The organism is Psychrobacter sp. 16-MNA-CIBAN-0192, from assembly GCF_040309565.1.
Classification (GTDB): domain Bacteria; phylum Pseudomonadota; class Gammaproteobacteria; order Pseudomonadales; family Moraxellaceae; genus Psychrobacter.
In genome coordinates this window covers 1-241 of record NZ_JBEOOX010000666.1, presented here as the reverse complement: position 1 = coordinate 241, position 241 = coordinate 1, and the positions used below count along the sequence as shown (strand labels likewise).

At 42.3% G+C, this 241-nt stretch carries 1 protein-coding gene; it reads right to left on the bottom strand.

Annotated elements, in window-relative coordinates; genetic code table 11:
* Nucleotides 1–241: glutathione S-transferase family protein (locus tag AAEY78_RS14775; protein WP_502943797.1), on the bottom strand; the 241-nt coding region annotated here is incomplete at both ends.

Genomic DNA, 241 nt, shown 5'->3' with positions numbered 1-241 from the left:
TATCTGCACCGCTAAGACGGTTACCGACTAAATATGACTTACCTTCTAAGCGGTCGTTAACATAGCTGATGACTTTTGCCGTTTCTGCATCGGCATATCCACCGATAAACAGGGTTTCTGCGCCATCCATTTTAACAAAAATTTTCAGCAATAGTGGCAAAGCAGCTGAGCTTTCAGCAAAATGCATCCATTGTAAGTAATCGATATAATCTGCTGTGTCGAGTGCTGGCATCAGTTTATC